At 69.6% G+C, this 23,583-nt stretch carries 26 protein-coding genes; 14 read left to right on the top strand and 12 right to left on the bottom strand.

Annotated features, from left to right (window positions below; genetic code table 11):
* Positions 1 to 96: 96 nt before the first annotated feature.
* The 3 genes from AC0685_RS39425 to AC0685_RS39415 form a co-directional block, all read right to left on the bottom strand.
* Positions 97 to 762: a helix-turn-helix transcriptional regulator gene (locus tag AC0685_RS39425; RefSeq protein ID WP_478230164.1), complete on the bottom strand. Its 666-nt coding sequence runs from the start codon at positions 760 to 762 to the stop codon at positions 97 to 99.
* Between the two features lie 195 nt (positions 763 to 957).
* A complete protein-coding gene (locus tag AC0685_RS39420; RefSeq protein WP_478230163.1) occupies positions 958 to 1,605 on the bottom strand; it encodes a TetR/AcrR family transcriptional regulator in 648 nt (215 codons plus the stop codon).
* Positions 1,602 to 3,875, bottom strand: a complete 2,274-nt coding sequence (locus AC0685_RS39415; protein WP_478230162.1) for an ATP-binding protein — start codon at positions 3,873 to 3,875, stop codon at positions 1,602 to 1,604. Before AC0685_RS39415 ends, AC0685_RS39420 begins: the two co-directional genes overlap by 4 nt.
* A gap of 93 nt (positions 3,876 to 3,968) precedes the next feature.
* On the opposite strand from AC0685_RS39415, the gene AC0685_RS39410 reads away from it, so the two are divergent.
* Entirely contained in the window at positions 3,969 to 4,604 is a 636-nt protein-coding gene (locus AC0685_RS39410) for a helix-turn-helix transcriptional regulator (protein ID WP_478230161.1), read from the top strand.
* 6 nt (positions 4,605 to 4,610) lie between these two features.
* On the opposite strand, the gene AC0685_RS39405 is transcribed toward AC0685_RS39410, so the two are convergent.
* The gene (locus AC0685_RS39405) at positions 4,611 to 5,180 is read right to left on the bottom strand and encodes a helix-turn-helix transcriptional regulator (RefSeq protein ID WP_478230184.1); all 570 of its coding nucleotides are present in this window, start codon (positions 5,178 to 5,180) and stop codon (positions 4,611 to 4,613) included.
* A 402-nt stretch (positions 5,181 to 5,582) separates the two neighbouring features.
* Here AC0685_RS39405 and AC0685_RS39400 point away from each other — a divergent pair, with 402 nt between their 5' ends.
* The 4 genes from AC0685_RS39400 to AC0685_RS39385 are packed head-to-tail and all read left to right on the top strand — an operon-like array spanning position 5,583 to position 8,745.
* Positions 5,583 to 6,101, top strand: a complete 519-nt coding sequence (locus AC0685_RS39400; protein WP_478230160.1) for an Arc family DNA-binding protein — start codon at positions 5,583 to 5,585, stop codon at positions 6,099 to 6,101.
* 51 nt (positions 6,102 to 6,152) lie between these two features.
* Positions 6,153 to 6,998, top strand: a complete 846-nt coding sequence (locus tag AC0685_RS39395) for a DUF4097 family beta strand repeat-containing protein (RefSeq protein ID WP_478230159.1) — start codon at positions 6,153 to 6,155, stop codon at positions 6,996 to 6,998.
* Between the two features lie 11 nt (positions 6,999 to 7,009).
* Entirely contained in the window at positions 7,010 to 7,960 is a 951-nt protein-coding gene (locus AC0685_RS39390) for an ATP-binding cassette domain-containing protein (RefSeq protein ID WP_478230158.1), read from the top strand.
* Entirely contained in the window at positions 7,957 to 8,745 is a 789-nt protein-coding gene (locus AC0685_RS39385; protein WP_478230157.1) for an ABC transporter permease, read from the top strand. Before AC0685_RS39390 ends, AC0685_RS39385 begins: the two co-directional genes overlap by 4 nt.
* A gap of 374 nt (positions 8,746 to 9,119) precedes the next feature.
* On the opposite strand, the gene AC0685_RS39380 is transcribed toward AC0685_RS39385, so the two are convergent.
* Genes AC0685_RS39380 through AC0685_RS39370 form a run of 3 tightly spaced genes read right to left on the bottom strand, consistent with a single transcriptional unit; the run spans position 9,120 to position 12,184 of the window.
* A complete protein-coding gene (locus AC0685_RS39380; RefSeq protein ID WP_478230156.1) occupies positions 9,120 to 10,544 on the bottom strand; it encodes an alpha/beta hydrolase in 1,425 nt (474 codons plus the stop codon).
* Between the two features lie 23 nt (positions 10,545 to 10,567).
* Positions 10,568 to 11,287, bottom strand: a complete 720-nt coding sequence (locus tag AC0685_RS39375) for an ABC transporter permease (protein ID WP_478230155.1) — start codon at positions 11,285 to 11,287, stop codon at positions 10,568 to 10,570.
* Between the two features lie 15 nt (positions 11,288 to 11,302).
* Positions 11,303 to 12,184 carry an ABC transporter ATP-binding protein gene (locus AC0685_RS39370; protein WP_478230154.1) on the bottom strand — a complete coding sequence of 294 codons (882 nt, stop codon included), beginning with the start codon at positions 12,182 to 12,184 and terminating at the stop codon, positions 11,303 to 11,305.
* 118 nt (positions 12,185 to 12,302) lie between these two features.
* Between AC0685_RS39370 and AC0685_RS39365 the strand changes: the two genes are divergently transcribed.
* Together AC0685_RS39365 and AC0685_RS39360 are read left to right on the top strand one after the other, a co-directional pair.
* Positions 12,303 to 13,406, top strand: a complete 1,104-nt coding sequence (locus tag AC0685_RS39365; protein ID WP_478230183.1) for a sensor histidine kinase — start codon at positions 12,303 to 12,305, stop codon at positions 13,404 to 13,406.
* Positions 13,403 to 14,005, top strand: a complete 603-nt coding sequence (locus AC0685_RS39360) for a response regulator (protein WP_478230153.1) — start codon at positions 13,403 to 13,405, stop codon at positions 14,003 to 14,005. Before AC0685_RS39365 ends, AC0685_RS39360 begins: the two co-directional genes overlap by 4 nt.
* Here AC0685_RS39360 and AC0685_RS39355 read toward each other — a convergent pair.
* Positions 14,002 to 14,571: a helix-turn-helix domain-containing protein gene (locus AC0685_RS39355; protein WP_034323876.1), complete on the bottom strand. Its 570-nt coding sequence runs from the start codon at positions 14,569 to 14,571 to the stop codon at positions 14,002 to 14,004. The two genes, AC0685_RS39360 and AC0685_RS39355, sit on opposite strands and share 4 nt — an antisense overlap.
* 68 nt (positions 14,572 to 14,639) lie before the next feature.
* Here AC0685_RS39355 and AC0685_RS39350 point away from each other — a divergent pair, with 68 nt between their 5' ends.
* The 4 genes from AC0685_RS39350 to AC0685_RS39335 are packed head-to-tail and all read left to right on the top strand — an operon-like array spanning position 14,640 to position 17,208.
* On the top strand, positions 14,640 to 15,233 hold the full coding sequence (locus tag AC0685_RS39350; RefSeq protein ID WP_478230152.1) for a class I SAM-dependent methyltransferase: 594 nt from the start codon (positions 14,640 to 14,642) through the stop codon (positions 15,231 to 15,233).
* The gene (locus AC0685_RS39345) at positions 15,230 to 15,694 is read left to right on the top strand and encodes a DinB family protein (RefSeq protein WP_478230151.1); all 465 of its coding nucleotides are present in this window, start codon (positions 15,230 to 15,232) and stop codon (positions 15,692 to 15,694) included. Before AC0685_RS39350 ends, AC0685_RS39345 begins: the two co-directional genes overlap by 4 nt.
* Before the next feature lie 13 nt (positions 15,695 to 15,707).
* Complete coding sequence (locus tag AC0685_RS39340) at positions 15,708 to 16,679, top strand: alpha/beta fold hydrolase (RefSeq protein WP_478230150.1); 972 nt, start codon at positions 15,708 to 15,710, stop codon at positions 16,677 to 16,679.
* Between the two features lie 46 nt (positions 16,680 to 16,725).
* Positions 16,726 to 17,208, top strand: a complete 483-nt coding sequence (locus tag AC0685_RS39335; protein WP_478230149.1) for a DinB family protein — start codon at positions 16,726 to 16,728, stop codon at positions 17,206 to 17,208.
* A 49-nt stretch (positions 17,209 to 17,257) separates the two neighbouring features.
* On the opposite strand, the gene AC0685_RS39330 is transcribed toward AC0685_RS39335, so the two are convergent.
* The 3 genes from AC0685_RS39330 to AC0685_RS39320 all read right to left on the bottom strand — a co-directional run bounded on the left by AC0685_RS39330 (position 17,258) and on the right by AC0685_RS39320 (position 19,846).
* Entirely contained in the window at positions 17,258 to 18,415 is a 1,158-nt protein-coding gene (locus AC0685_RS39330) for a S1 family peptidase (RefSeq protein ID WP_478230148.1), read from the bottom strand.
* Positions 18,416 to 18,637: 222 nt separating this feature from the next.
* The gene (locus AC0685_RS39325) at positions 18,638 to 19,354 is read right to left on the bottom strand and encodes a TioE family transcriptional regulator (protein WP_478230147.1); all 717 of its coding nucleotides are present in this window, start codon (positions 19,352 to 19,354) and stop codon (positions 18,638 to 18,640) included.
* Between the two features lie 21 nt (positions 19,355 to 19,375).
* Complete coding sequence (locus AC0685_RS39320) at positions 19,376 to 19,846, bottom strand: DUF6194 family protein (RefSeq protein WP_478230146.1); 471 nt, start codon at positions 19,844 to 19,846, stop codon at positions 19,376 to 19,378.
* A 62-nt stretch (positions 19,847 to 19,908) separates the two neighbouring features.
* On the opposite strand from AC0685_RS39320, the gene AC0685_RS39315 reads away from it, so the two are divergent.
* Positions 19,909 to 20,619 (top strand): MerR family transcriptional regulator, encoded by a 711-nt coding sequence (locus AC0685_RS39315; protein WP_478230145.1) that lies wholly within the window; start codon positions 19,909 to 19,911, stop codon positions 20,617 to 20,619.
* Between the two features lie 163 nt (positions 20,620 to 20,782).
* On the opposite strand, the gene AC0685_RS39310 is transcribed toward AC0685_RS39315, so the two are convergent.
* Positions 20,783 to 21,037 carry a hypothetical protein gene (locus AC0685_RS39310; protein WP_478230144.1) on the bottom strand — a complete coding sequence of 85 codons (255 nt, stop codon included), beginning with the start codon at positions 21,035 to 21,037 and terminating at the stop codon, positions 20,783 to 20,785.
* Positions 21,038 to 21,152: 115 nt separating this feature from the next.
* Here AC0685_RS39310 and AC0685_RS39305 point away from each other — a divergent pair, with 115 nt between their 5' ends.
* The gene (locus tag AC0685_RS39305) at positions 21,153 to 21,953 is read left to right on the top strand and encodes a class I SAM-dependent methyltransferase (protein WP_478230143.1); all 801 of its coding nucleotides are present in this window, start codon (positions 21,153 to 21,155) and stop codon (positions 21,951 to 21,953) included.
* 60 nt (positions 21,954 to 22,013) lie between these two features.
* Positions 22,014 to 23,579, top strand: coding sequence for an adenylate/guanylate cyclase domain-containing protein (locus tag AC0685_RS39300; RefSeq protein WP_478230142.1), 1,566 nt, complete (start codon positions 22,014 to 22,016; stop codon positions 23,577 to 23,579).
* Positions 23,580 to 23,583 lie beyond the last annotated feature (4 nt).

Below are 23,583 nucleotides of genomic sequence, written 5' to 3'. Positions count from 1 at the left end.
CGTGAGTGGTAAGGACGGTTAGAACCGTCCTTACCACTCACGAGGAGGTCAGGCAGCGGCTCCCATTTCCGCAGCGTCCGGCCCTTCGGCAGGCGATCAGATCGAGCCGGTGCGCAACGCGAAGGCGACGGCGTGCGTGCGGTTGTGCAGGCCGTATCGAGACATCACCCGGTGGAGGACGTTCTTCACGGTGCTCTCCGAATAGGCGAGTTTGGCCGCGATATCTTCCGTGCCATGGCCGTCGGCCAGCAGGCGGAGGACTTCTCGTTCCCGGTCGGACAGGCCGGACAACGCGAGGCCGTTGGGTACCAGCAGGTCTTCCTGGATCCGTTCGAGCTGGGAGAGCAGGCTGCCCTGCAGGCGCGGCGGCAGCACGCCCGCGCCCTGGCTGACCGCGAGGATCGTCCGCACCAGGTGCTCGCCGTCGAGTTCGCGCCGCGGCAGCAACGCGGCCATGCCGCATTCGATCGCCGTCATCAGCACCTGGACCGGGAAATGGTCGGTGACGATCACGCATCTCGGTGGCGTGGCGAGTGACGACGCGGCGCGAACCTGACGGAGGAACGTGAAAACCCTGGCGCCGATCGAATCCCCGACCGTCACGATGACTTCGGCGGGCCCGAGGTCGGTGCCGGGCAGCACGGCCAGCCGACCGTCGGCGCCGAGGATGCTCGTCGTGCCGAGCCCGGCCAGCAGATCGGGGGCGTACACGGCGACTCTGACGCGATCGGTCGTCCTGCTGATCTTCTCCCCGTGAATCATGGCGAAGTCCCCATCCGAAGCGCTCGGAAACCCTGAAGCGGCCAGGCCGGTCGGCGTCGTTAATGGCTCTCGCTTTGATTAGAAGCTATAACCTTACAACGTTGTATGTCAACAGCGGCGGCCGCGTCGTCACAGGGCAAGACGCCCGGCAGGCGGGAAAGGTTCACTGCGAAGGTGATCGGGCCAGGCGCTGTGTCACCGGGAGGTGAGGTCGTTCAGTTCGTCCGCGATCAACAGGTCGGGGTCGAACTTCATACCGGCGAAGTGGCCGGCGAGTTCGAGCGAGAGCACGCCGTGCAGGCGGGTCCAGAACGAGAGCGCGCGGTGCAGCGCCGAGGACGGGGCCGGATCGTCGCCCGCCCAGTCGCGATGGCCGTCCAGATGTTCGTCGAACGGGGTTTCCGGCTTGTCCACGGTGATCGCGCGGCACGCTTCGAGCAGCACGGCCATGACCTCGCTCGAGATGGCGGTGGTGTCCTCGGGCGCGTGGTAGCCGGGAACGGGCGTGCCGTAGATGAGGAAGTAGCGCTGCGGGTCGCTCCGGGCCCAGTCCCGGATGGTGACGGCGAGCCCGGCCAGATCGGCGCCGCCGTCGAACGCCGCGCGAACGGTGTCGGCGAGGCTCCGGTACGCGTCGCGGATGAGCGCGGTGACGAGATCGTCGCGGCTGGCGAAGTACCGGTACAGGGCGGGACCGCTCATCCCGACCTGTTTGGCGATCGCGTTGAGCGACAGCGCGGGCACCCCGGCGGCGGCGATCTGTTCCCACGCGTGCTGCTTGATCTCCGCGCGCACCTGGTCGCGATAGCGCTCCCGCGGGCTCTGCCCGTCCGCGTCCGTCATCGGCCCTCCCGCTCTGTCGGTCCGAAGCTTAGTCGGCGCTCCGCGGGCAGGAGCGCCAGTTCGGCCGAAGCCTGCTCGCGCAACGCGCCGGACGACGGCCCGGCGGAGAGGTCCATGGCCAGGGTGAGGCACTCCCTGGCTTCCTCGAAGGCGCCGGCCTCCCGCCAGGCCCGCCCCTCGCGGAAGGCGCAGGTCGCCTCCAAGGCGTCGAAACCGCCTTCCCAGGCGAGCCATCGGCCGGTGCGGTAGTGGCCCGCCGCCTCCCGCCATTCGGCGAGATCGCCGAGCACGTCGCCGATGGCGCGCAGGGTCAGGGCCTTCAGCAGCCGATGGAAACCGGGGTACGTCTCGCCCGCCAGCCGCTCGGCGTCGGAAAGCACGGCCCGGTGCACGGCGAGCGCTTCGGAATGCCGTCCGGCGTTGAGCAGCGCGCGCCCGTAGAGGTTTCGTGCCGTGGTTTGCCCGTCCCAGAACGGGAGTTCGCGCGCCAGCTCGTACCCGCGCTTCGCGAACTCGAACGCTTCATCGTCTCTTCCGGTCAACCGCAGCACCTGGCCGAGATAGATGGACGCCCAGGTCCGCTCGACGCGGTCGCCGATCCCGGCGGCGATGTCCAGCGCGCGGCGGTGCGCCGCCACAGCGCCCTCGTCGTCGCCGAGACAGACGCTGGCGGCCCAGCCGACGAAGTTGAGCAGCTTCGCCTCGGCCCCGGCGTCGCCGAGCGCGTTCGCCGCGGCCGCGCCGAGCGAGAAGATCTCCCACCACGGCCGCTGGGCACTCCGCCCGTCGGAGTACCAGTGCAACGCGACGGCGAGGTCCCTGACCTCCCGATGCATACCCTTCCGTGCCGCCACGCGGTGCGCGGCGACCCAGTTCCCGCCTTCGACGTCCAGCCAGCGGGCGCTCTCTTCCCGTGAGCCGAACCGGCCGGTCTCCGGCGCCTTGGGGTAGAACAGCCTGGCCGCCTCCGCCGCCTTGCCGAGCAGATGGGCGAGCACGGTGTCCCGTGCGGCCGGGTCTTCCTCCGCCTCGAACCGTTCCTCGGCGAACAGGCGGATCAGGTCGTGGAACTGATGCCGCTCCGGTTCCGCCGTGGTCTGCAGGAGGCTGGCGTCGACGAGTTCGTCGAGCTGGTCGCGGACGTCGGCGGGCGACGCGCCGGAGACGACGGCCGCGAGTTCGAGACCGAAGTCGGCGCCGGGCACGGTCGCCAGCAACCGGAACAGCCGCCGAGCCTCGGGCGAGACCGCGCGGTAGGACAGGTCGAAAGCCGAGCGCAGCCGCAGATCGCCCGCCGCGAGCGCGCGCAGCCGGGTGCTTTCGTCGCGCAGCCGCTCGGCGAGATGGGCCAGGGACCACTGCGGCCGGGTGGCGAGCCGGTTGCCCGCGATCCTGAGCGCGAGCGGCAGATACCCGCACAGCTCGGCGAGTTCGCGTGCCGCGGCGGGCTCCGCCCGCACCCGGTCGGCGCCGACGATCTTGGCGAGCAGGCCGGTCGCGCCGTCGTCCGAAAGCGCTTCGAGCCCGAGCCACCGGGCGCCTTCGAGCCCGGCGAGCGTCCGGCGGCAGGTGATCAGGGTGAGGGAGCCGGGCCCGGTGACCAGCAGTGGCCGGATCTGCGCTTCGTCGGCCGCGTTGTCGAGCAGCAGCAGGACTTTGCGGCCTTCGAGCAGCATCCGCAGCAACGCCGACCGTTCGGCTTCGGAGGCGGGCACCTGCCCCGGCGCGACGTCCAGCGCGCGCAGCAGCCGGTCGAGCGCGGTCCCGGCGCTCAGCGGTCGTTCGTCCATCCCGCGCAGGTCCACCGCGTAGCCCCCGTCCGGGAACTCCGCGCGCCACAGATCCGCGGCGGTCACCGCGAGCGCGGTCTTCCCGACCCCGGCCTGCCCGACGATCGCGACCACGCCACCACCTTCGGCGACCTTCGCGGACAGCTGCTCCAGCTCGCTTTCGCGGCCGGACAGATCCGCGGTGGGCGCGGGCAGCGCGCACGTCGCCGCGGCCTGGGCGGCCAGCGCCGGATTTCGGCGACGTCCCTGTTTGGCGACGGTCAGGAAGAACTCCCGGTCGCCGCCGGTCAGGCCGAGCGCGTCGGCCAGCACCTCGGCGGAGCGTTGCTGGGCGGCTCGCGCGCGGCCGCGCTCCAGCTCGCGGAGGGCACGGACACTGATGCCGGAGGCCTCGGCCAGGCGCCCCTGTGTCCACCCCGCGGCCCGCCGGTGTTCGAGCAGGAGCTTGCCGAACACCGACCGCTTTTCGTTCGCCTCCACCGCGGCCCATTCAACCGGCAGGCTTCCGATGACGAAAAGCTGCCCCCTGCTTCCGCTTGTCCGGCCTTCTCGCGGGCCGGTTACCTGGAAGGCATGTCGACGATCATGACGACGCCCGTCCGCCCGGTCGTGCGGACCGAGGAGATCCGGGTCGCCGTGCACGCCGCCGATCCGCTGGTGCGGGCGGGGCTGCGCAGCGCGCTCGGCGACGGGCCCGGCATCAGCTTGCGCGAAGACCCGGCGCGGGCCGACGTCCTCGTCGCCGTCGCGGGGAACGACCCGCGGCGTATCCCGGCCGGGTCCGCGCGGCTGGTCCTGGTGGCCGATGAGCCCAACCAGGCCGAACTGTGGGCCGCGGTGGAACGCGGGCTCGCCGTCGTCGTCGCGCGCTCCGAGGCGACGCCGGGGCGGCTGCTGCGCGCGGTCGCCGACGCCCACGCCGGCCGGGGCGATCTTCCCGCCGATCAGCTCGGCAGCCTGCTCCGCGGGATTTCGCGGCTGCACAAGGAAGTCCTCGAGCCCCGCGAGCTCACGCTCAGCGGTCTGTCGCCGCGCGAGACCGAAGTGCTCCGGCTGCTCGCGGAAGGATTCGACACCGCCGAGATCGCCCGGCGGGTGGCCTACTCCGACCGGACCGTGAAGAACATCCTGCACGGCCTGCTCAGCCGGTTCAATCTGCGCAACCGCACCCATGTCGTGGCGTACGCGCTGCGCGAGGGTCTCATCTGAGCGTCTTCAGATGACCCCTTCCCTGATCGCGTAGGCCACCGCGTGCGACCGGTTCCGCAGCCGTAGCCGGTCGGTGACGGCGTAGATGACGTTCTTGACCGTTCGCTCCGAATAGGCGAGTTCGGTGGCGATCTCCTGCGTGTCGAGCCCGTCGGCCATCAGGCGGAGGACATCGATCTCCCGTGAGGAGAGCGCCGCCCCGGCGGGCCCGTTCGGCGCGAGCATCTCCCGGTGCAGCCGCTCGGCGTGTTCGGCCAGCCTGCCGAGCAGCTCCCGCGGTGGGCCCACGGCGCCCGACGCGGCGACACGGACGCTGTCGGCCACCCGGGAGTCGGTCATCGCCGACCTCGGCAGGATGGCGACCACCCGGCACGCCACCGCCACCGCGAGACCTCCCTCCTCGATCCGGTCGGTCACCAGCACGATCGGCTCGCCGAATTCGGCGGTGGCCGCACGCAACGCGGTGACCGCGTCGCCGGAAAGCCGGTCGAACGCGGCGACGACGACATCGGTTTCGTCCCATGCCCGGTCTGCGGCCACCTGCACGGACGGGCGCGCTTCGAGAAGGTCGACCATTCCGGCCTTGGTGATGGGGTCCAGTGCGCAGACGCTCACCCGAACTGGTCGCATATGCTCTCTTCTGTCCACTGTGGATCTTCGATTTGTCAAGAGCCGCAGGGACAAAAAGCGTTGCCCGCATGAGCGAGTGGTGCTCTTGTACGGTGGGAACCGGGTAGCGGCCCGCCTCGGGTGACCCCCACACTCGATGGCGGGTCGCTTCCTTTCCGCGCGGCTCGTGGCGATTCTGGCCCGCCGTGAACGATCCCGGCAACGCGTACGCCCGCGTCCTGCTTCCCCCGCCAGCGGAGACTGGCCGAAGGGGCAAAAACCGGCTCTGACCTGCATTGACGCCACTTTGGCACATTGTGGCGCCAAATTGGCCTTGCCGCGGTGCCATGATGGTGCCATGATGGCATCATGGATTTGACGCCCTTTGTGGACAACGTTCGCCGGGAACTCGCCGTCGCCGCCGAGGCAGGGGGAGCCGAGGCGAGCGCGCTCGCCGAACGCCTGACCGCGCCGCTCGCGTCGGCCATTCGTCTCGCGCTGCTGGACGCGTTGTCCGCCGCGTCGGACGAGATCACCCGTGACCTCGCGCCGGGTTCGGTCGAGGTCCGGTTGCGTGCCGGGGAAGCCAGCTTCGCCGTCGCGCTGCCCGCGGTCGACCAGGCCGAGCCTGTCGCGGCCGCCGCGCCCGAGCCTCCGGCGGCGCCGCTGCCGGAGGACGAAGGAGCGACGGCCAGGATCAACTTCCGGCTTCCGGAACACCTCAAGACACGCGTCGAGGAAGCCGCGGCCGCGCAAGGCCGTTCGGTCAACGCGTGGCTCGTGCGTGCCGCGTCCGCGGCGTTGAACCCGTCGGACCGGGCCACGCCGCCCGTCCCGGAGAGCGGCGGTCACCGCGGTTCGCAGCGCTACACCGGCTGGGTCAGCTAGACCCCGAAGACCAGCACAAACACCGATCACATCACCTTCGAGGGGACAACCATGCCTTCTTTCGCCACCCCGGAACCCATTCTCGCGGACCTCGAGCCGGTCGTCGGCAACGTCCGCATCGTCGCCGGCGACCGCACCGACACGGTCGTCGAAGTGGCCCCGCTCGACGAGAACAACGATTCCGACGTCGACGCGGCGAAGCGGACCGTCGTCGAATTCTCCGGCGGCACACTGACCGTCCGTGCGCCGAAGATGCGCCTGCTCGACTTCTCCAACCGGACGAGGTCGATCGACGTGACCATCGAACTGCCCGCCGGTTCCCGGGTGCAGGGGAGTACCGGGCTCGGTGACCTGACCGTGACCGGGCGGATCGGCGGCTGCCGCTACCGGTCCGGGACCGGGCACATCCACCTCGACCGAACCGGGGAGCTGAAGCTGCACTCCGCGTCCGGGAACATCGTCGTCGAGCACGCCGAGGGCAACGCCGACATCAGCACGAGCTCCGGCCGCGTGCACGTCGGCGGGATCGAGGGCACCGCGGTGGTCAAGAACTCCAACGGGCCCACCACGATCGGGGCCGCCGCCGGTGCGATCCGCATCCGTTCGGCCAACGGCGACATCACCGTCGACAAGGCCGAAAGCGGCGTCGAAGCCAAGACCGCCAACGGTTCGGTCCGGGTGCTCGACGCCGCGCGGGGCACGCTCACCCTCGAGACGTCGTTGGGGGACATCGAGGTCGGCATCCGCGAGGGCAGCGCGGCCTGGCTCGACGTGAACACCCGCTTCGGCCGCGTCATCAACGACATGACCGCCGCCACCGCGCCCGGCGACGCGGCCGACAAGGTCGAAGTCCGCGCCGGTACCTCCGTCGGCGACATCGTCGTCCACCGTTCCTGAAGGGAATACCCATGAGACACCCGGCCATTTCCGCGACCGGACTGCGGAAGTCCTACGGCGACAAGGTCGTTCTGGACGGCATCGACCTGCACGTCCCGACCGGCACCGTCTTCTCGCTGCTCGGCCCCAACGGGGCGGGCAAGACCACCACGGTCAACATCCTGTCCACTTTGGTCACTCCGGACGCCGGTGCGGCGACCATCGCCGGAGCCGATCTGGGCACCGACCCGGACGGCGTCCGCGCCGCCATCGGCCTCACCGGCCAGTTCTCCGCCGTCGACAATCTGCTCACCGGCGAGGAGAACCTGTTCCTCATGGCGGATCTGCACCATCTGCCGCGTCGTGCGGGGCGCAAGCGCGCCGCCGAACTCCTGGAACGGTTCGAACTGTCCGACGCCGCGAAGAAGGCACCGTCCACCTTCTCGGGTGGCATGCGCCGCAAACTCGACCTGGCGATGACGTTGATCGGCGACCCGAAGGTCATCTTCCTCGACGAACCGACCACCGGCCTCGACCCGCGCAGCCGCCGCACGATGTGGGAGATCATCCGTGACCTCGTCGACAGCGGCGTGACGATCTTCCTCACCACGCAGTACCTGGAGGAGGCCGATCAGCTCGCCGACCGGGTCGCCGTCCTCGACGGCGGCCGGATCGTCGCGCTGGGCACGCCCGACGAGCTGAAGCGACGCGTCCCCGGCGGTCATATGCAGCTGAAGTTCCCTGACGCGATTTCCTTGCGTGACGCCACTCGCGTACTTCGAGTGTCCATTTCGGACGAAGAAGCGCTGGCGCTTCGCGTGCCGACCGACGGCACCGTCGCCGCCCTTCGCGCCGTGCTGGACCGCCTCGACGCCGAAGCCGTCGCCGTCGACAGCCTCACCGTGCACACGCCGGACCTCGACGACGTGTTCCTCAGCCTCACCGGTCACCGGACCGACGCCACCAAGGAGATGGCCCGATGAGCACCCTGTCCCTTTCGATGCGCGACTCGGCGACCATGCTGCGCCGCAACATCCGGCATATGCGACGGTATCCGTCGCTCACCCTCATGCTGATCGGCCAGCCGATCGTGTTCCTGCTGCTGTTCGTCTACGTTTTCGGCGGCACGCTCGGGAACGGGCTCGGCGGCGGAGGCGGCAGAGCCGAATACGTCGGCTATGTCACGCCCGCCATCCTGCTCGTGACCGTGTGCAGCGCCGCTCTCGGTACCGCGATCTCCGTGGCGACGGACATGACCGAAGGCATCATCGCGCGGTTCCGCACGATGGCGATCAGCAAGGCGTCGGTGCTGACCGGGCACGTCGTCGGCGCGCTCATCCAGACGACGATCGCCCTCGCCGTGGTCTTCGGGGTCACGCTGCTCATCGGCTTCTCGCCGACGGCGGGAGTCGGCGAATGGTTCGCGGTCGCCGGCCTGCTGTTGCTGCTGACCATCGCGCTCACCTGGCTTTCCGTGGCGCTGGGCTTGGCGGCCAAGAGCGTCGAGACGGCCAGCAACACGCCGATGATCTTCATGCTGCTGCCGTTCCTCGGCAGCGGGTTCGTGCCCACCGACTCGATGCCCGCGTGGCTGCGCTGGTTCGCCGACTACCAGCCGTTCACGCCGGTCATCGAAACCCTTCGCGGATTGCTGCTCGGCACTCCGATCGGCAGCAGCGGCTGGCTCGCGATCGGCTGGTGCGTCCTGCTCTCGGTCGCCGGGTATGTGTGGTCGAAGTCCTTGTTCGCCAAGGAACGCGACCGCTGAACCGGGACCTGAACTGGGGGTCGCCCCGGGCCGGGAACTCCGGCCCGGGGCGCTTGGTCTTTCTCGCGTTTAGTCGACTGATCGCGGGGCTTCGCGCTGAGTGATTCGACGTTTGTGGTCGATTCATCCTTCGGTGTTGTTCGGCGTTTCGCTTCTCGCTTAAAATTACGAACTCGTGTTCGATCTGCCTGTCAGCCACGCCAGCGACGAGCCCTTCGGAATGCCACAGCACTGGCTCGAATGTGCGTGACCGGGCCGATCACGCACGACTGTGTGGATTTCGGGTCATCCAACGCCCCAAAATCCACACAGTCCTGTACGAGAGGGCCGGTCACGACCCGCCCGGACCGGGACCTGCCGCTGACGGACGCGGATCAGCAGGCGAAATCATCCCGCGGTCGCGTCCCGCCGACCAGGAACTCCGTCGCGAGGTCGTTCGCGCACTGGTTGTCCTTGTACAGGTACGCCAGATGTCCGCCCTGGTCGACGGTGACCATCCTGGCCCGGTCGCCGAAGGCTTGACGCAGCTTCCGTGCGCCCGCCGGCGGAGTGGCCGGGTCGCGGAGGTTCTGCACGATCAGGACGTTCGACGGGCCGCGGTCGGTGATCTTCACGGGCGGTTCGATCGGTTCGGAAGGCCAGAACGCGCACGGCGTGATGTTCGCGGCCGCGGCGCCGAACAGCGGGTGGCGGAAGCGGTCGATGGCGACGTTGCGCCGGTAGGTCTCGACGTCCTCCGGCCAGTCGGAGTCGTTGCAGATCACGTGCAGCTGGCTCGCGATGTAGTTGTCCGACGGGTAGCCCGCACTGGACGAGGACGAAGGGACGGGCTTCCCGGTGTCGAGCGCGCGCCAGGTTTCGGCGAGGTGCGGCAGCTTCTTGTCGTAGTAGAGATCGGCGAACGTGACGTGGCGGAACACCTGGCCGTTGTAGCCGTCCGGGCTCGGTGTCCTGTCCAGCCGCGCGGCGAGCTCGAAGTACTTCGCCGTCACCTGCGCCGACGTCCGGCCCAAGCCGTATTCGGGCTTGGAGGCGGCGAACTTCGCGAAGTCCGGGAAGCGGTCTTCGACGCCCTGGCCGAACAGGCGCGAGAAGGAGGCGTCCCAGCCGCCGGGGCCGGTCGCGCTGTCGAGCAGGAACCGGTCGCTGCGCTCGGGGAACAACGACGTGTACACCGAGCCGAGGTACGTGCCGTACGAGATACCGAAGTAGTTCACCTTCCGCTCGCCGAGCGCCTCGCGCACCCGGTCCATGTCGCGGGCGGTGTTGGCGGTGGTCATGTACGGCAGGAGCGGGGCGGTGGCCGAGGAGCCGCATTTCGCGGCGACGGCGGCGACCCGCTGGGCCTCGGTCGTGACGTCGGCCGAGTTCCTGGCGTACGTCGGGATGTTGGTCGGATGCTCCGCGAGGGACAGCCCGCACGTCACCGGCGTGCTGTTGTGGACCCCGCGCGGATCCATCCCGATGACGTCGTAGCTGTCCAGCACCTCCTGCGGGATGTTCAACTTCTTGAGGGTGGCCGGAAAGGCCAGCCCTTCGCCGCCGGGGCCGCCGGTGTTGGTGAGCAGTACGCCGCGGCGCTTCTCCGGTTCGGTGCTCGCCAGCCGGGAGATCGCGATCTCGATGGTCCTGCCGCCGGGGTCGCGGTAGTCCAGCGGGACCTGGATCGTGCCGCACTCCAGTCCGAGGCCCGCCGCCTCTTCCGGGCACGGCCCCCAATTCGGCGCTGTCGACGCGAGCGCCGGGGTCGCCGCGGCCACCAGCACGATGGCGAGAACGGGAAGGAGGGCTTTGCGCATGAGTGTTCCTCCACTTCGGACGGTCATCGGCGCGGCTCCCAGCGGAAGAGCCGCGACGCCAGGACGACGGCGACGACGACCCACGCCAGCGTCGGAGCGAGCAAGAGCAGTGAATCGGTGATGGCCACGCCGCCGTTCCAGGCGTTGACCGCGAGTTCGGTGGCCGAGCCGCCGGGCAGCAGCCGCTTGAGCAAGGTCAGCTCGTCGGTACCGGAGATGCCGACCCAGCTGGCGACGGCGATCACACCGAGACTGACCGGCAAGGTGGTGACCTGGGCGTGCTCGGGGGAGTTGGTCAGGCCCGCGGTGGCCAGGCCGAGGCCGATCATCATGGCGACGCTGGCGAGCACCGCCGCCACCAGCAGGGCGACGTCGGCGGGTGCTCCGGTGATCGCGCCCAGCACGACCATGATCACCGTCACCTGGACGAGCGAGATGACGGTGACCGGCAGCACCAGGCCGGCCAGGATGGACGCGTCACCCGCCGCGGTGGAGCGCAAGCGCTTGAGGAAGAGGTTCTGCCGCCGCGAGGCCAGTGTGGTCACCGCGCTGGTGTAGAGGCCGAACGCGCATACGGTGAACATCACGATCGCCGCGATGTAGCCGAGACTGCCGATCTTGGCGAAGACTTCGTGCTGGTAGACGAAGAACGCGGAGATGGCCAGTGGCATCACGAAGCTGGTGATCAGGACCGAGCGGTTCCGGAAGATCTGGATCAGTTCGCTACGGGCTATCGAAAGCATGAGAGTCCTTTGTGGCTAGTCGTTGTCGATGGCGCGGAACACGTCGTCGAGCCGGGTCGGGCCCGCTTCGAGGTCCCGCAGTTCGACCGCGTTGTCCCGCGCCCACCGCAGCAGGACGTGCAGGTCCTTCTGCAGGCCGAAGGTCTCGATGACGAACTTCCCGTCGTGTTCACGCCTGCCCTGCAGCGGCAACGCCGGAGCCGAGGGCGGCAGGGAGAACCGGATCACGGCGGGCAGCGTCCGCGTGAGTTCGGAGACCGTGCCCTCCTGGTGGAAGGTGCCCCGGTGCATCAGGCCGATGCGGTCGGCGCGCTGCTGGGCCTCTTCCAGGTAATGCGTGGTGAGCACGATGGTCGAACCGTCCTCGCGGAGTTTGTCGACCGCGTCCCACAGCGCGTCCCGGGACTGGATGTCCAGACCTGTCGTCGGCTCGTCCAGGAACACCAGCCGCGGCGAGCCGTACACCGCGGTCGCGAAGTCGAGCCGCCGCTTCTCGCCACCGGAAAGCTGGGACACCTTCGTGCCGGCCTTGCGGGTCAGGTCCACGATGCCGAGGACCCGTTCGAGCCGGTCCGTGCGCCGGGTCAGGCTCCCGATCAGGCGGATCGATTCCTTCACCGTCAGATCCGGGGAGAAACCGCTCTCCTGCAACATGATGCCCATCTCGGGGCGGACGGCGGCGCGGTCCCGCGGGCTCTTGCCCAGCACGCGCACCGTGCCCGACGTCGGGTTCCGGTGTCCTTCCAGGGTTTCCAGGGTCGAGGTCTTCCCGGCGCCATTCGTGCCCAGCAGGGCGTAGAACTCGCCCTGCCGGACCTGGAAGGACAGGTCCTTCACGGCGTGGAAGTCGCCGTACTTGAGGTTCAGGCGGTCAACGTCGATTGCTGTCGAAGTCATGGCACGATTTCAGCCGCTCGGCCGCGCGCCGACCAGTGCGGTCACGTCATGATCGGATATGACGTGGTGTCACTGTTGTCCGCGGCGGCGGAGGGCCGATACTGGACTCATGTCTGATGTGGACAGCGAGCCGGCGAAGGGAAAGCTGCGCAGGCTCAACCTCACCATGTTCTTCCCGCTGCTGGTCGTCGGCGGGGTGATCGTGGTCGTGTCCGACGCGCGGACCTGGTGGCACGCGGTCGTCCTGGGCGTGGGCGTGCTGGCGGCCATGGTGGCCTTCGTGCGGTGGGCGGCGGGCGAGGTCCTGCGGGTGGCGATCCCGTGCCTGGTCGTCACGGCGGCCGTGTGGCCGTTCTCGGTGCTGGTGGCAGGCGGGAGTTCGTCGTTCTTCGGCGTCTTCCTCGTGGGTTCCCTGGTCGTTCCCCAAATGCCCCGCCACCGGATCGCGGCGGCCGTCGCGCTGGTCGCGTACGTCGCGGGGGTGGGTGCGCTGAGATTGCTGGTCTCCCACGAGGACGTCTCCGGTGAGCTGGTCAGCTTCGTGTTCGTCCCCGCGGCGATCACCGCCGTCGTGCTCGGGCTCATGTTCCCCAACAAGCGGTTCTACGACGTCGTCAAGGAGCTCGAAGAGTCGCGCGAGCGGGAGGCGGAATTGGCCGTGATCAGGGAACGCGTCCGGTTCGCGAGCGACCTGCACGACATCCAGGGCCACACGCTGCACGTGGTGAAGCTCAAGGCCGCGCTCGCCAGGAAGCTGGTGGACATCGACGCCGAGCGGGCCAAACAGGAACTGGGGGAGATCCACGCGCTCGTGGCCGACACGATCACCCAGACGAAGGAACTCGCCTACGCCCAGCGCCGGCTCAACCTTTCCGCCGAACTGGAGAACGCGAGGAACCTTTTCGAAGCCGCGGGGATCCGCGTGCGCGTCAACCGGGAGGCGGACGTCGATCCGGCGGCGGGCAGGCTGCTCGGCCAGGTCCTGCGCGAGACCACGACCAACATCCTGCGCCACGCGCAGGCCACCCGCGTGCGGATCACGCTGTCGGAATGGAGCATCAGTATCGTCAACGACGGTGCCCAGCGAGCGCCGCTGCCCGAACTCCGGGGGCTGGCCGCGCTCGAACAGCGTGTCGTCGCGGACGGTGGTGAACTGACGGTGCAACAGGAAGACGGGCAGTTCGTGACGGCCGCGTCCTTCCCGGGCGGGGAGGAACGATGACCACGGTCGTGCTCGCTGACGACGAAGCCCTGCTGCGCAAGGCGATGGCCGCGTTGCTCCCGCTCGAAGGCGAGATCACTGTCCTGGCCGAGGCGGAGAACGGCGAAGAAGCCGTCGAGGCCACCTTGCGGCACGAGCCCGACGTTCTCGTCATCGACCTCGAAATGCCCGGGGTGGACGGGCTGGGCGCGGTCGCGGAGATCCGCCGCACCCGGCCGAACCAGGTCATCCTCATGCTGACCCGGCACGCGAAGCCCGGGGTACTCCGCAAGGCCCTCAAACTCGGTGTCCAGGGCTTCGTGAGCAAGGCCGCCGAGCCGTCGCACATCACGTTCGTCATCGGCACCCTGCATCAGGGCAAACGCTGGATCGACCCCGACGTCTCCGCGCTCGCCGTCGTCGACGACTGTCCCCTGACCGAGCGGGAGCTGGAAGTGCTGCGGGTGACCAGCGAGGGCTATTCCGTCGCCGAGATCGCCGCCCAGCTCCACCTCGCGCAGGGCACGGTGCGGAACTACCTCTCGAACGCCATGCAGAAGACCCAGACGCAGACCCGGCACCAGGCCGCGAGGTACGCCCGCGAACACGACTGGCTCTAGCGCGCCCGCACATGAGCGCGTTCACCCTGCGGTCCGAAAAGGACAAGGGTTTCGACGGCCTTCCCGTCGGCCGAGCCGAGCCAATGCGGCAGCGCGGTGTCGAACTCGGCGGCCTCGCCGGGCGGCAGGACCATGTCGCGGTCGCCGACCACCAGCCGCAACCGTCCATTGAGGACATACACCCATTCGTAACCGCCGTGGGTCTGCGGCGTGGGCTCCGCCGGTTCGGCCCGGCTGGGGATGAGCATCTTGAACGCCTGCACCCCGCCGGCCCGCCGGGTGAGCGGCAGGAACGTCATGCCGTGGCGGTGGATCGGCTGGAGGTGGATGCGCGGATCGCCGGTCCGGGGAGCGCCGACGAGGTCGTCGAGCGGCACGCCGTGCACGCGGGCCAGCGGCAGCAGTAGCTCCAGCGTGGGACGGCGGCCACCGCTTTCCAGCCGCGACAAGGTGCTTTCCGAGATCCCGGTCGTCGCCGACAGCTCGGCCAGGGTCAGGCCCCGGTGTTTGCGCAGCGCCCGCAGCCGGGGACCGACCGCGTCGAGCACCTCGTCCGTCTCGTCCATGTCGCCGATCTTGCCAGGTCGGCAAGTTTTCGTGCCAATTCGGATGCTCCGGGGCGAAGGTGGCGGTCATGAACGCGACGGAATTCTGGGACGAACTCTACGAACGGAGCGTCGCCGAAGCACCGAAGGTGAACGCGAGACTGGCCGAGATCGCGGGCCCGCTGGCCCCGGGCACCGCGCTCGACCTTGGCTGCGGTGGCGGGGGAGACGCGTTGTGGCTGGCCGCGCGAGGGTGGCGAGTGACCGCGGTGGACATCTCCGGAGCGGCCGTGCGCTCGCTCCAGGCACGCGGCGCGCCGATCACAGCGCTCCGCGTCGATCTCGCCGACGATTTCCCTGACGGCGCCTTCGACCTGGTGTCGGCGCAGTACTTCCACACACCGTTCGAACTGGACAGGGCCCGCGTCCTGCGCACCGCCACGGGCTCGGTGAATCCCGGCGGGCGGCTGGTCGTGGTCGACCACGGCTCCGCCGCGCCCTGGTCGTGGGACCAGGACGCCGAGTACCCCACTCCCGGCGAGGTGGCGGCCGAACTGGAGCTCGACCCGATGGACTGGTCGATCGACCGCGCGGAGGCGGCGGAGCGCCTGGCCACCGGCCCGGCGGGCCGGACCGCGACCGTCATCGACCACGTCCTGGTGCTCCGGCGGGCCGGGCGATGAGCCGTAAACGCGACGCCGGGCCGCCTGCGACGGGTGCCGGGGAGAAGGACGTCCTCGCCGGGTTCCTCGACTATCTCCGCGCCGCGGTCATGGCCAAGGCCGAAGGGGTGCCGGAAGACCGCGCCCGCACTCCCGGCGTGCCGTCCGGCACGAATCTGCTGGGCCTGGTCAAACACCTGACCCACGTCGAACGCCACTGGCTGCTCGGCCACCGCGTCACCGACTGGAAGGCCACGTTCCAGCCGGGGCCGGACGACACGACAGCGTCGATTCTCGCCGCCTACCGGGAAGCCGTCGCCGCGGCGAACGCCGAGATCGCTTCCTGGGACGAACTCGCCGCGACCGGACCCCGCCGGGGATCACGGCGCTGGACGCTGACCCACCTGATCGAAGAAACCGCACGGCACGCCGGACACGCCGACATCCTGCGCGAACTGATCGATGGCGCCACCGGGCGCTGAAACGGAGATCCCCATGTTCCACCGAGCTGCCGCGTTCGTCTCGGCCCTCGTCCTGCTGACGGCCTGCGGTTCGCCCCCGGCCGCCGCCCCGCCCTACGAGAACGTCACCCGCGGCGACGCGGCGTTCGCTCGGCAGTTCCGGCACGAGTTCGCCGACGTCGACGGCGTGAAGATGCACTACGTCACCGGTGGCAAGGGCGCCCCGCTCGTCCTGCTGCACGGCTGGCCGCAGACCTGGTACGGCTGGCACCGGGTCATGCCCGCGCTGGCCGAGCACTTCACGGTGTACGCCCTCGACCTGCCCGGTCTCGGCGACAGCGCGGGCTCGCCGCCCAGCTACGACAAGGCCACCCTTGCCCGCTATGTGCACGGCCTCGTCGCCGGACGGCTCGGCCTGCGCGACGTCCGGATCGCCGGGCACGATCTCGGTGCCGCGGTCGCCTTCCAATACGCGGCGCAGTTCCCCGGCGATCTCACCAAACTCGCGTACCTCGATCTGCCATTGCCTGGCCCCGCGCTCGACGCGACGGCCTACCGGAACCTGAGCTGGCACATCGCCTTCCACTCGCAGAAGACGGTTCCCGAAGCCGTCGTCGGCGACGACGTCCGCGAGTACCTGTCCCTGTTCTATCCGCAGGTCGCCTACTCGGGGACGGCTTTCGGCGGACCAGGGGCGCCGTCGCCGTTCGACGACGCCGAGATCGACGAGTACGCCCGCACCTACACGAGGCCGGAGGTCCTGCACGGCGGTTTCGAGCTCTACCGCACGCTTGCGCAGGACGCGACCGCGAACGCCGGCGCGAAGCCCATCACGACTCCCACCCTGCTTATGACCGCGGAAGGATTGCTCGAGCCGCAGAAGGCCACCCTGGCGCCTCGCGTCGCCGACCTGGCTCGCGCCGTCGAGGTGCCGAGGGCGGGCCATTGGCTCGCCGAGGAGAATCCGGAGTTCGTGAGCGCCGAACTGGTCGGCTTCCTGAAGTAGGACAACGTGGTTGCCCGGGATCGACGGTTTTTGCGATGCTTCCCGCATGTCCACGCTGGAAGTCCTCAACCACCCGTTCCGCGAGCAGTTCGAGGTCTTCCTCGACGAGCACCGTCGTGTTCTCGACGAGTCGCTGGAAGGGCTGACCGAGGAGGAGGCCCGCCGGTCACTCGTCCCCTCCCGGACGACCCTGCTCGGGTTGGTGAAGCACGCGACCTTCGTGGAGAAGGTGTGGTTCGACGAAGCCGTCACCTGCCGCCCGCGTACCGAGATCGGCCTCCCCGCCACGCCCGACGAGTCGTTCATCCTCGACGAGGAGGACACGATCGCCACGGTGCGGCAGGCGTATCGCGAGGCCTGCGAGGCGTCGCGGAAGGCGGCGGCCGCCCTCGGCCTGGACGACCTGCTCCACGGGAACCGGCGCGGCCCGCTTCCGCTGCGCTGGGTCTACCTGCACGTGCTGCGTGAGCTCGCTCAGCACGGCGGCCACGCGGACATCCTGCGCGAGCAGATCCTCAGTTCCCGGTAGACGACGATGACCGGGGAGCGGTCGCTCCCCGGTCATCGCGCGTCGTTCGTCAGGAACGGGTCAGCGTGACCCCGTACTTGTTCGCCGCGTCCACGACGGGCTGGTAGTAGGAGTACGAACCCGTGGCGTTGGAGCCCTGGTTCCAGCCGCAGTCGTGACCGTCGGCGGGGCCGCCGGAGGTCATGCCCTGCGCGGTGTTGCCCGCGATGTAGGCGCCGCCGCTGTCACCGCCCTCGGTGCAGACGGTCGACTTCGCCAGCCCGGTGGTGGCGACGCTTTCGCCGCTGTAGCGGACGGTCTGGTTGTACGCGGTGATCTTGCCGCAGGTCCAGCCGGTGGTGTTGCCCGCCTTGCACAGCGTGGTGCCGACCGGTGCCTTCGAGCTGCCGGTGATCCGCACCGTGGTGCCCATGCGGGTGTCCACGTAGCCGCGGCCGGTGTCCTCGGCGTCGATGTCCATCAGGCCCATGTCGGCCGACGGGAACTGGGTGGCCACGCCGCGGCCGATGTGGACGCCGTTGCGGTTGAGGATGTCCGGGTTGCCTTCGACGCAGTGTCCCGCGGTGAGCATCACGTTGTTGCCGCTGCTGGTGGTGCCGGGGAAGCCGAGCGAGCAGTTGGTGCCGGGGACGAGGTCCATGATCTGGCCGGGGATGACGTCGGCCTGCGTGGTGTTCCCGTTGGCGACACCGGTCTGGACCGACACGCCCGGCAGCGCCGTGAGACGGCGGACGAGGGCGCTGTCGGCGCCCGGCTGCACGGTGACGACGACCTGGTCGGCCGCGAGTTCCGGACCCCAGGACTGGACCTGCCCGACGTCCTTGCCGATCACCGTGCCGACCTTGGCGGACAGGGCGTTCAGCGCGTTCTCGCCGCGGGCGCCGGTGCGCGGGGTCAGCCCGGCCGAGCGCAGCTCCTTGGCCGAGCCGGCGTCGGCGTTCACCACGAGGGCGCCGGCGTCGTCGAAGTACGCGCCGTCCGTGTGGAGGCCGCGGGTTCTGATGCTGTCCAGCGATGCGATCAGGTTCTTTTCGTGGTCCAGCTTCTGGGCGGCCTGAAGCGGGCTGACCTTGAGCTGGGCGGCGAGCGTTTCGAGCATCGTCTGGTCGTAGGCGGTGACCGGCGCGGCGGTCGCCGGCACGGCGAGCGCGCCGATTCCGGCACAGACACTCAGCAGGGTGAGCATGACGGGTCCGCGAATTCGCATGCGAATTTCCTTCGATAAGGAGGGAACGACGAACCGCCGGAATATGTTCGGAAAGCGCAGGGGACCGGGCGGTTCATCTCGACGTCACGCACAGTACGAGCGCCCGTACGGCATGCCGTAGCGCCGAAAGTAGGATCCGTGATCACGGACCTACTTTCGTATGCGGAAAACGTGGAATGCCCGCGTATTCAATTGCGCGAAGGTGTCATTGGCGCAAAAGTGTCAGTGCGCGCCGGTATGGTCGAGATAGCTCTCCAGCGCGGCGGCACCGGAGAGCAGGGCGCGGCCCCTGGCCGAGAGACGCGAGTGCCAATCGCGCAGCGTCGACTCCAGCGGAACGACCCCGCCTGCCGAACGGACCTGGTCGAGCACCGGCGCGATTCGCTCCAGGAGATAGCCGCCGCGTCTGAGCTGATGGGTCAGTTTCGCGTCGCGCACGTCGGCCGCGCTGTAGACGCGATAGCCGGTCTTCGGGTCGCGTTCGGGCCGCAGAAGACCCGCTCGTTCCCATTCGCGCAGGGTGGCGGGCCGGACGCCGAGCTTCCGGGCCAGCGGGCCGACGAACATCTCGCCCCGCTCCTGCGCCACAGGCTCGAGATCGCGGAGCGCGGCCGCGACGGCCTGAAGGGTGCGGCGATCGTCGAGCAACTGGGCGTGGCTTTCGTCGATGAGCCGGAGAGCTTCCTCGACCGCGTCCTGGTTGACCGCCCGCATGATCGACGTCGCCGTCGCGTGGCCATGCCCTGGCACGAGGGCGAGGAACGCGCGCAAGGCTCGCGCGTGCAGTGGCGTGTAGGTGCGATAGCCCTGCGGACCGCGTTCGGCGGCGGGCAGGATGCCGTCCGCCTCGTAATTGCGGACGGCTTGCGTGGACAGGCCGTGCTCGCGCGCCAGGTCGACCGGCCTGAGCCGCTCACGGGGTTGAAGGTTCCGGCCCACCGCCCAACGATATTCGCTCCGCTAGCCGCGAGAGGAATCCGCCCGTCGTTCGTAACGGGCCCGAGCCAGCCGGTACGCGGTTTCCAGCAGTTCGCGGACGGCCGTTTCGGTCTTCGACGCCGGGTTCACCACCGCCACCCAGCCCGCGGTCCCGTACACGGGGTGGGCGATCAGGGTGTCGGTGCCGGAGGCGTCGGCCGGGGTCGTCTCCTTGGGGGTGTGGCCGAGCCGCCGGGTGAACTCCTCCTTGCCGGCGTGGACGTTCACGCGGAACGTGCCCAGGCGGTCCAGCCGCGAGCTCTCGTCGCCGGGGTAGTTCTTGGTCACGATCGTCGCGAAGGGCTGGACGTTCGTCGGGACGACACCGTCGGGCGAGTAATAGAAGAACGCGTCGCCCCAGCTGAGTTCCGGCCATTCGTCGCCAGGGCCAGGGGTGAGGGTCAGGACGCCGTCGAGGCCCGATACGAGGCCGATGATCTCTTCGATGGTCATGTGCTCAAGCGTGGCATTAAAGTGCTTGTGGAGGGTTCGAGCGGGTTTTCGACGGAGTGCAGGTGCCAAGTCTCAAATCGATGCGCACGGCCGAGGTCGCGCGCCTGGCGGGGTACTCCGTCCAGCAGGTGCGCAACCTCGAACGCGACGGCGTGCTCCCGGCGGCGTCGCGGACGGCCTCGGGCTACCGGACCTACGGCGAGATCCACCTCCGGTCCGCGCTGGCCTACCGCGCGCTCGCCGCCGGGGTCGGGCCGGTCGAGGCCAAGAAGATCGTCCGCGCCGTGCACCGGGATCCCCTCCCCGCCGTGCTCGCGCTTCTCGACGCCGCCCACGCCGGGCTCGACGCCGAACGCACGGATCTCCGGGAGGCCAGGGAAGCCGTCCGGGTGATCTCCCGCGAGCCGATCGAAGACGTGCGCGGGTCGGACTCGATGGGCGTCTCCGAGCTCGCGTCGGCGCTCGGCGTGCGCCCGTCGACGCTGCGGCACTGGGACACGGAACGGCTCGTCGTCCCCGGCCGCGATCAGCGGGGGACGCGGCGGTACACGCCTTCCCAGGTGCGGGACGCGCGGATCGTGCAGCAGCTACGGCTGGCCGGTTACCGCGTCGCGCCGCTTCGTGCCTTGATGCCGGAACTGCGGCGCTCTCGGCGGCTGGAGGACGTCGCGTCCGCGCTCGCCGCCAGGGACGCCGGGATCACGGCGCGCTCGCGGGCGCTTTTCGACGGCACCGCCGAGCTTTCCCGCGTCGTGAGTGGTAAGGACGGTTAGTGCCAAGGGTGTCTTAGGTACCTACTGGATGTGGTGGCAGTTGGTCGCAGGTCCGTGAAGGCCTCCATGTACTTCAGGGGCGAGCAAGGGCGGCGGTGGCAGGGTGGGGCACGTCTCGTGAGTGGTGAGGACGGTTAGAACCGTCCTTGCCACTCACGAGGTCTCAGCGCGTGCAGCGCCAGAAGACCGTCGCCGTGTAGGGCGAGATGACCAGCTTGAAGTATCCCTCGCAGTCGGTGAACCCGGCCCGCTCCGCCTGGGTCCTGGCGTCGTGGCGGGCGTAGAAGAGCGCGAGGCCGAAGTCGCTCGACCCGTGCCCGACGAATTCCCTGGTCTCCTGGACACTCGCCGCTGCGGGGGTGGCGATCGTGCCCATCATGGCGGCCGCGCCGAGCAGCGCGAGCAACGTTTTCCTCATGCCGGCCACGCTAGGGCCGGAACGGTGCGCGATTCGCCCACTGGATGGACGGTTCCGCGGCCTCCGTCCGTCGCAGCCGGGTTCGTACGGGCCGCGAAACGGCTATCGTCGCGGCATGTCTTCTCGCAAAGTGGGAACCCAGCGGGCCTTCGACGCGGCCGCCGCCGATTTCGCCTCGCTCGGCAGGCATCTCTGGGAACCGATCGGCGCCGCCACGGTGGCGGCCGCCGGAATTGGTGAAGGAGACCGCGTCCTCGACGCCTGCTGCGGCACCGGAGCGTCGGCGATTCCCGCGGCGCGTGCCGTCGGTGCCGGTGGCGTGGTGGACGCGATCGATCTTTCGGGGCCGATGATCGGCGAACTGCGCCGCCTTTCGGCCGAGCTGCCGCAGTTGCGCGCGCACGAGGCCGACGCGACGGCGTGGGACACCGGCGATTACGACGTCGTGCAATCCGCGCTCGGCATCTTCTTCTTTCCCGACATGACGGACGGCGCCGAGCGGCTGATCGGCCGGGCCCGGTCCGGCGGCCGGGCCGTGTTCACGATCTGGCGCCGCGGGTCCATGGTGACGGCCGGCCGCCATCTCGGCCGCGCGGTGGCTGCGGTGACCGATTCCCCGCCGCCGGAGCGTGAGCCGGGCTTGATCGACCGCGTCAACCAAGCCGGTCCCTACTCCGAATGGCTTTCCGGGCGGCGTCTGTCCGATGTGGACGTCGTGGTGAACGAGCTGCGGCTGGCCATGACACCGGAGATCGCGTGGCTGGTCGTCATCGGCTCCGGATTCCGCGGACTGCTTGACGACCTCGAACCCGGCGTCGTCGAACAGGTGCGTGAGCGCTACCTCGATTCGCTGCTGGCCGAAGGCGTGACCGAACTCGATGCCACCACGCTGATCGGCTCCGGCACCGTCCGCTGACGACCGCGCCCGCTTCGGTGTACAGTCGTTCACTCAAACCGGGTGAACGGCGGGACACGGGTGCGACCAGACAACAACGACTCCTCTGTTCGGGGCCGAGGGCAGGGGCCGTTCGGCTCTTGGCTGCTCGGCCCGCTCGACCAGGATTCGGCCGTGTTGCGCCGTCGCGTCCAAGGGCTGCTCACCGGGACGCTGATCGCGACCAACGTCATCGGCGCGCTGGTCGTGGTCGGGCTGGCGGCGCTGCTCATGCCCGCGCCCGGTATGTCCGGCGACCTCGTCCGCGTGACCGCGATCGCGGTCCCCGTCTACGTGGTCTCCGCCGTCGTCGTGGGCGCGCTGTGGGGCACCCGCGGCGCGCTGCGGACACTGCGCTGGGCCGCCGACGGCCGGACGCCGAGCGACGAGGAGCGCGTGGCCAGCCTTCGTGTCCCGTTGCGCCTGACGCTGGTCCAGGCGGTGTTGTGGGGCGTCGCGACGGCGGTGTTCGGTGTGCTGGCCGCGCTGGTGCAGCCGCGGGTCGTGCTCACCGAGCTGCTCGTGGTCGCGTTCGCGGGGATCGTCGTCTGCGCGATCGCCTACCTGGCCGGGGAGTTCATCCTGCGGCCGTACGCGGCCCTCGCCCTCGCGGGCACCTCGCCGGACCGGCCGCTCAGCGGCGGGGTCAACCTGCGGATGCTGCTGTTCTGGTGCCTCGGCACCGGGGTGCCGGTGGCCGGGCTGGTGGTCACGGCGGTGCTGGCGTGGGTGCGCGGCGACGTGTCGACCACGAAGCTCGCCATCTCGGTCATCGCGCTCGGCCTCGTCGTGCTGGTCTTCGGTCTCCTGGTGACTGTGTTCACCGCCCGCGCCGTGGTGAACCCGATCCGGTCGGTGCAGCACGCGCTGGGCCGGGTCCGGGCCGGTGACTTCGCCGTGGAGATCCCGGTCTACGACGGCACCGAACTCGGTCTGCTGCAAGCGGGTTTCAACGGGATGGCCGTCGGTCTCGCCGAACGCGAACGCTTGCGCGACCTGTTCGGCAGGCACGTCGGCGAGGACGTCGCGAGCGAGGCGATGCGCACGTCGACCGAACTCGGCGGCACGGTGCGGACGGTGTCGGTCTTGTTCGTCGACCTGATCGGTTCGACGGCGCTGGCCGCCAGCCGTCCGCCCGAAGAGGTCGTCGGCCTGCTCAACCGGTTCTTCGCGGTGGTGGTCGACGAGGTCGACCGCAACCACGGGCTGGTCAACAAGTTCGTCGGTGACGCCGCGCTGGCGATCTTCGGCGCACCTGTTCGGCTGGAGGACCACGCGACCCTCGCGCTGTCCGCGGGCCGGGCGATTTCGCGCAGGCTGGCGGCGGAGGTACCCGAATGCCCGGCGGGGATCGGCGTGGCGACGGGTGAGGTGGTCGCCGGGAACGTCGGCGACCCGCGGCGGTTCGAGTACACGGTGATCGGCGATCCGGTCAACGAAGCCGCCAGGCTGACCGAACTGGCGAAGAACGTCGAAGCCCGGTTGCTCGCTTCGTGGACGGCGATCGAGTCGGCGGCCGAGGGCGAGGCTGCGCACTGGAGGGCGACGGAGGACGTCACCCTGCGAGGCCGCACCCGGCCCACCACACTCGCGACACCCGAGTCCTGACCCG

The organism is Amycolatopsis sp. NPDC043889, assembly GCF_056435645.1.
This window is presented reverse-complemented; position numbering and strand designations above follow the sequence as displayed.